Annotated in this window: 3 protein-coding genes; all 3 read right to left on the minus strand. The window is 40.8% G+C overall.

Going from position 1 to position 4,320, the window contains the following annotated elements:
* Positions 1 to 49 precede the first annotated feature (49 nt).
* The 3 genes from ACUVXA_RS16975 to ACUVXA_RS16985 all read right to left on the minus strand — a co-directional run bounded on the left by ACUVXA_RS16975 (position 50) and on the right by ACUVXA_RS16985 (position 4,274).
* A complete protein-coding gene (locus tag ACUVXA_RS16975) occupies positions 50 to 1,567 on the minus strand; it encodes an FAD-binding oxidoreductase (protein WP_445872476.1) in 1,518 nt (505 codons plus the stop codon).
* A 318-nt stretch (positions 1,568 to 1,885) separates the two neighbouring features.
* Complete coding sequence (locus tag ACUVXA_RS16980; RefSeq protein WP_445872477.1) at positions 1,886 to 3,631, minus strand: APC family permease; 1,746 nt, start codon at positions 3,629 to 3,631, stop codon at positions 1,886 to 1,888.
* A 136-nt stretch (positions 3,632 to 3,767) separates the two neighbouring features.
* Complete coding sequence (locus tag ACUVXA_RS16985) at positions 3,768 to 4,274, minus strand: MBL fold metallo-hydrolase (RefSeq protein WP_445872478.1); 507 nt, start codon at positions 4,272 to 4,274, stop codon at positions 3,768 to 3,770.
* Between the last annotated feature and the right edge of the window lie 46 nt (positions 4,275 to 4,320).

The following is a 4,320-nucleotide window of genomic DNA, read 5'->3' on the forward strand; positions in this document are numbered from 1 at the left end:
ATTTTTGCCTAGAATTTTTTCCAGTTTTTCTAATTCCTTGGACATTTGTTTAACCCTCATTTTTACCAACATCTATAGGGTATGGGGGATTAGAGACATTATTTGGATCGAGTTTCTTCTTAATTTTCTTTAATAATAATTGATAGTTACCGTAAGAAGGTCCAAGTATATCGTGAGCGGGGCCCGCAGATCCGGTAACATACATTTTTTGCTCAGCATCTTGTCTAATGCCCATATTTTGACATTCCAGAGCCTCATCAAGCTGAGTCATGGGATCATAGAGTATGCTCAGTTCAATGTGACCATAGTGTCCAAGCTCCAGAGGAATCATATAGTAGAAATGAATAAAATCACTATACTTATCATCAAGAAATTTTTTTGCCTGCTTGAGTTGATCCAAGAGCTTATCCAGAGATTCAGCCCAAGACCTAAAAACATCGTATCCTCCCATAGGGTTAAGTATACGCATCGAAACAGCGCTTCTAATGGTTTCTGGAATTCCCTCCTGAAGCGATTCCACCATTTCATCCGGAATCAGATATCCTTTGTTCTCCTCAACAATTTTCTGTAAGACCTTTCTGTCATATTCCATTACTCTAGGGGAAGTTTTAAAACTCATAAACAGAATAAACTCCGATATATCCTTAAAGGCCTGTAAAAGATTATAGAATTCCTCCCTGCTTTTAGCCATGGGAGCCATCGCCATCGTAGTACTTAAGAGATGGAGTGACATACCGATCTCAGCTCTACAAATCTCGTATAACGCGTTAACAGCGTCCTCCGTGGTGGGGAAAATAGCCAAGTAAAGCTTCGCCAGATCTTTTGGGAATTCAACTACCTTCTCCGGAAACACCCCCCTAGAATGGAACTTATCGGGACCTGTCCACGGGTAGAGTCTAACAGCCATCTTGGTTACTACTCCGAGACCCCCCAGTGCTCCTACGTAGCCCCTCATTAACCCCCTCAAATCAGGACCCGGACCCTCACCCCAGAAATAATCGTCACCATAACCCGCTGAACCTAGTTTTAAGATTTCTCCAGACGGTAAAATCCACTCCACACCAAGAACCGCCCGAGCATAAAAAGGGATTCTATGCATCGCAAAATGTGAACCGCAGAAAAGATGATTGGCCAGCACTGAGGTGTTTCCGCCACTAGAAGGAACTGGGAGCCAGAGTCCCTTTTTCATCGCCTCGGCTTGAAGCTGAGAATAGGTGACAAAAGGTTCTATTAGCGCATATTTGTCTTTCTCATCTATTTTCAATATTTTATCCATTCTCTTAAAATCCAGAATTATGGTTTCCGGATAGGAGGGCTGGCAGCTCCAGTGCAGGAAACTACCTACGGGGATAAATGGAACATCGTACTTATTCGCCATTCTAACTATAGCCTGAACCTCTTCTACGGAGCAGGGTAAAACCACAAAGCCCGGCCTTTTTTTTAATTTTCTCCCCAGAATCCAACCTGTCCGGGAGTATGCCTCTAGCACAGCAGGATCATCAGAAACATAATCTGAACCCACAGTTTCTTCCAGTAAATCATAAACTATTTGATGATTAACGCTCAAGTTTGTAGCCTCTAGACATCTGTAATAAATTTGTTTATATTTGAGGACAAACTTTAAAGATTATTTTTGGAGTTAAACAATGTAATCTCTTGGAAATTGAAACTCGTTTTAATCAATACGCTTTGTACTTTTTAAATAATTCCGTTATATAAAATTACTTATTGACTTCTTGCATTTTTTAAAAAAATAGGATTGAACATAGGAATATTTCTTCAAAAAGAAGCTCATTATTGGGATAATTTTCTATTGGGAAAATGCTCTTTAAGCTGAAAATAAAAAAGGTGCTAAGTAAAAAAGCTTCGCTATTATTTATCTTTTTTAGTCGGGAGGTATGCTTCTGAAGATTTCGGCCAAGTCTATTCCTGCTTTTCTGTTTCGTCTCCGCATATAGAAATAGATTGCCGCTCCTATCAGGTAGACAAGTATGATAACAACAAATGATTCCATCGTGAAGGTTACTAGTGCACCCAGTATTAGGGGTACTGCAAATATGGCTGAGATAAGACCGCATATAAGTAATAGTGGAACTTTTCCAATTTTTGGATTATATGTGCGTTCTGCAATATCTTTTCTCCGTCTATTGAAAAGGATTCCTGCAATAACGGTTAAGATTATCGATGCAATTCCTAGAAAAACCGCGTTGATTGCTGCTTGAATGGTGCTAACAGAGCATAAAAATATTCCAATAATGGCAACCAGCATGGATAGACCTATGGCATATATCGGTGTGGTAGTTCTCTCATTCAGAACGCTTAGTTTTGTCGGTACCACTCTATCGAAACTCCAAGCGAAAACATATCTGGAAGTGGTGAACAACATGGGAATAATGGCATTAATCAGCCACAGTAATCCTGCAAAAACTATGAACAAGCCTAACCAGTTCAAACCAGCAAGGGGAGCAGCAAACAGGGGAATGCTGGCCGGAAACGGTGTAGGAAGTTTTCCAGCGTAAAACCAACCCCCATACATTACCCAATACTGCAATGTGTCCTTAGATAACATGCTACCCCAACCGCTAAGCCAAGATAATCCACCGCCAAACTGGGGCAGCGACCACCATAGCATACCGAATAAGGGATCCTTAGTATAGGTGAGATAAGCGTACATTTGAATAAAAGCTCCCCAATTGGATTGTAGGGGATAGAGCAATCCGACGTATAAGAGAGCGATGAGTATAATGCTTCCCACCATTGCTATGTAGAATGTTCTCCGGGTGTCCCTAACTTCTCCACCAATGATGCTCAGACTGTAACCACCGCCAAGAGCAAACATAGCTACAATCACAGCTGCTAAAGTTGCACTCGTGCTACCGCTTAGGGAGTTCGCATAAGTAAGTAGATACCAGTATTGAACAGGAACCATGAACGCAACCCTGAACAGGTCACCGAAGGCCCCAAAAATGTTCGTTGTGGTAGTGCCCCAGCCGAAAATAGTGTTCCAAGCGAAAAGCATGTCCATAGGCGAGCGGGTGAAGAGTATCCAAACTGTTGCTAAAGCACCAAATATGGGAATTAAAAACAAGATACGTATAAGCCACAGGGAGGTTCTCACACTCGCCATAAGAATTCCTCCAAGTACTAGCACCAGAACCACGCCCAAAATAATTCCCCATATAGGATCAGTTAACCAAATCGCCCATCCTACGAAATTGAGGTTCCAGGAATATAAACCGTATAGCATAACGAAATAACTTAGAAAAGATACTGATTGGAAGGCTAGTATACCCATGGTAAGTAGCGTGCTAATCCAAACACCCCAAGAAGCAACAAAACCCCAACCAGGACCAAGAACCCGGCTGACAAAAATGTAGTCACCACCACTACGAGGCATAGCCCTAGAAAATATTGCGTAAACCATGTAAAGAGGAAGTACAAAAACCAGTCCAAGAAGATAAGACACAGACAAGTTTGCCCCTGGAAAATAGCCTGGCTGCAAAGCTTGTACTGAAAGAAACAGTATTCCACCACCTATGACTAGGGAGAAAACAATCATAAAAGCATCCTTAATTGAAACCTCTCGAATGAGACCAGTAGCATCCCGAGTGAAAACAATTTTTCTAGCCATTATTTAAAACCCTCTTTTTTAACTAATTTTATAAATATTTAACCTAATATTTTATAATATCTGGTATATAAACATTAAGACAGAAAAAAATAGCTTAAATAAAAATTATTAATAGAAATTACATCATTTTATCGAATTAAACTAGCCTATTAGCGTATTTGAAGCCATCTCTCATATGAGATGCGAGCAAAATGGGAAAGGCTTCACCCACTCTTTCCACAACCTTGGAATTGGGTAAATATTTTTGAGTTATTGATTTTCTCAGATAATCGATGTCATCCAGCTTGTCTCTATTCTGCTCGAAGAAGCCCCATATTTTTTCAAAGACCTCCTTTGCCTCGACTAGTATCCTCTTCGCATCGGCTTCATCCCAGCAACCGTAGTGACCCAAGCATATGGTATCAAAGTTCACCTTCTTTAATTTATCCAGAGTTTTGTAAAATTGTTCCCGGTTAAACCATGGGGGAATAATGGGAGCCAAAAAAGTGGTTTTATCAACCTTGTACCCGATACAATCCCCAGCGAATATGTTTCGATTCAATCTGTTATATAGAGCTATGTGGCCCGGAGTATGGCCCGGAACATTTATCACCTCAAGCTCTATTCCACCAAGATCCACACTATCCCCTTCATCAAGGGCAATGGCATTAAGTTAAGGCAAGGGAGGGGGTGGTTTTATATATCGTGGA

The sequence above is a fragment of the Candidatus Jordarchaeum sp. genome (assembly GCF_052745115.1).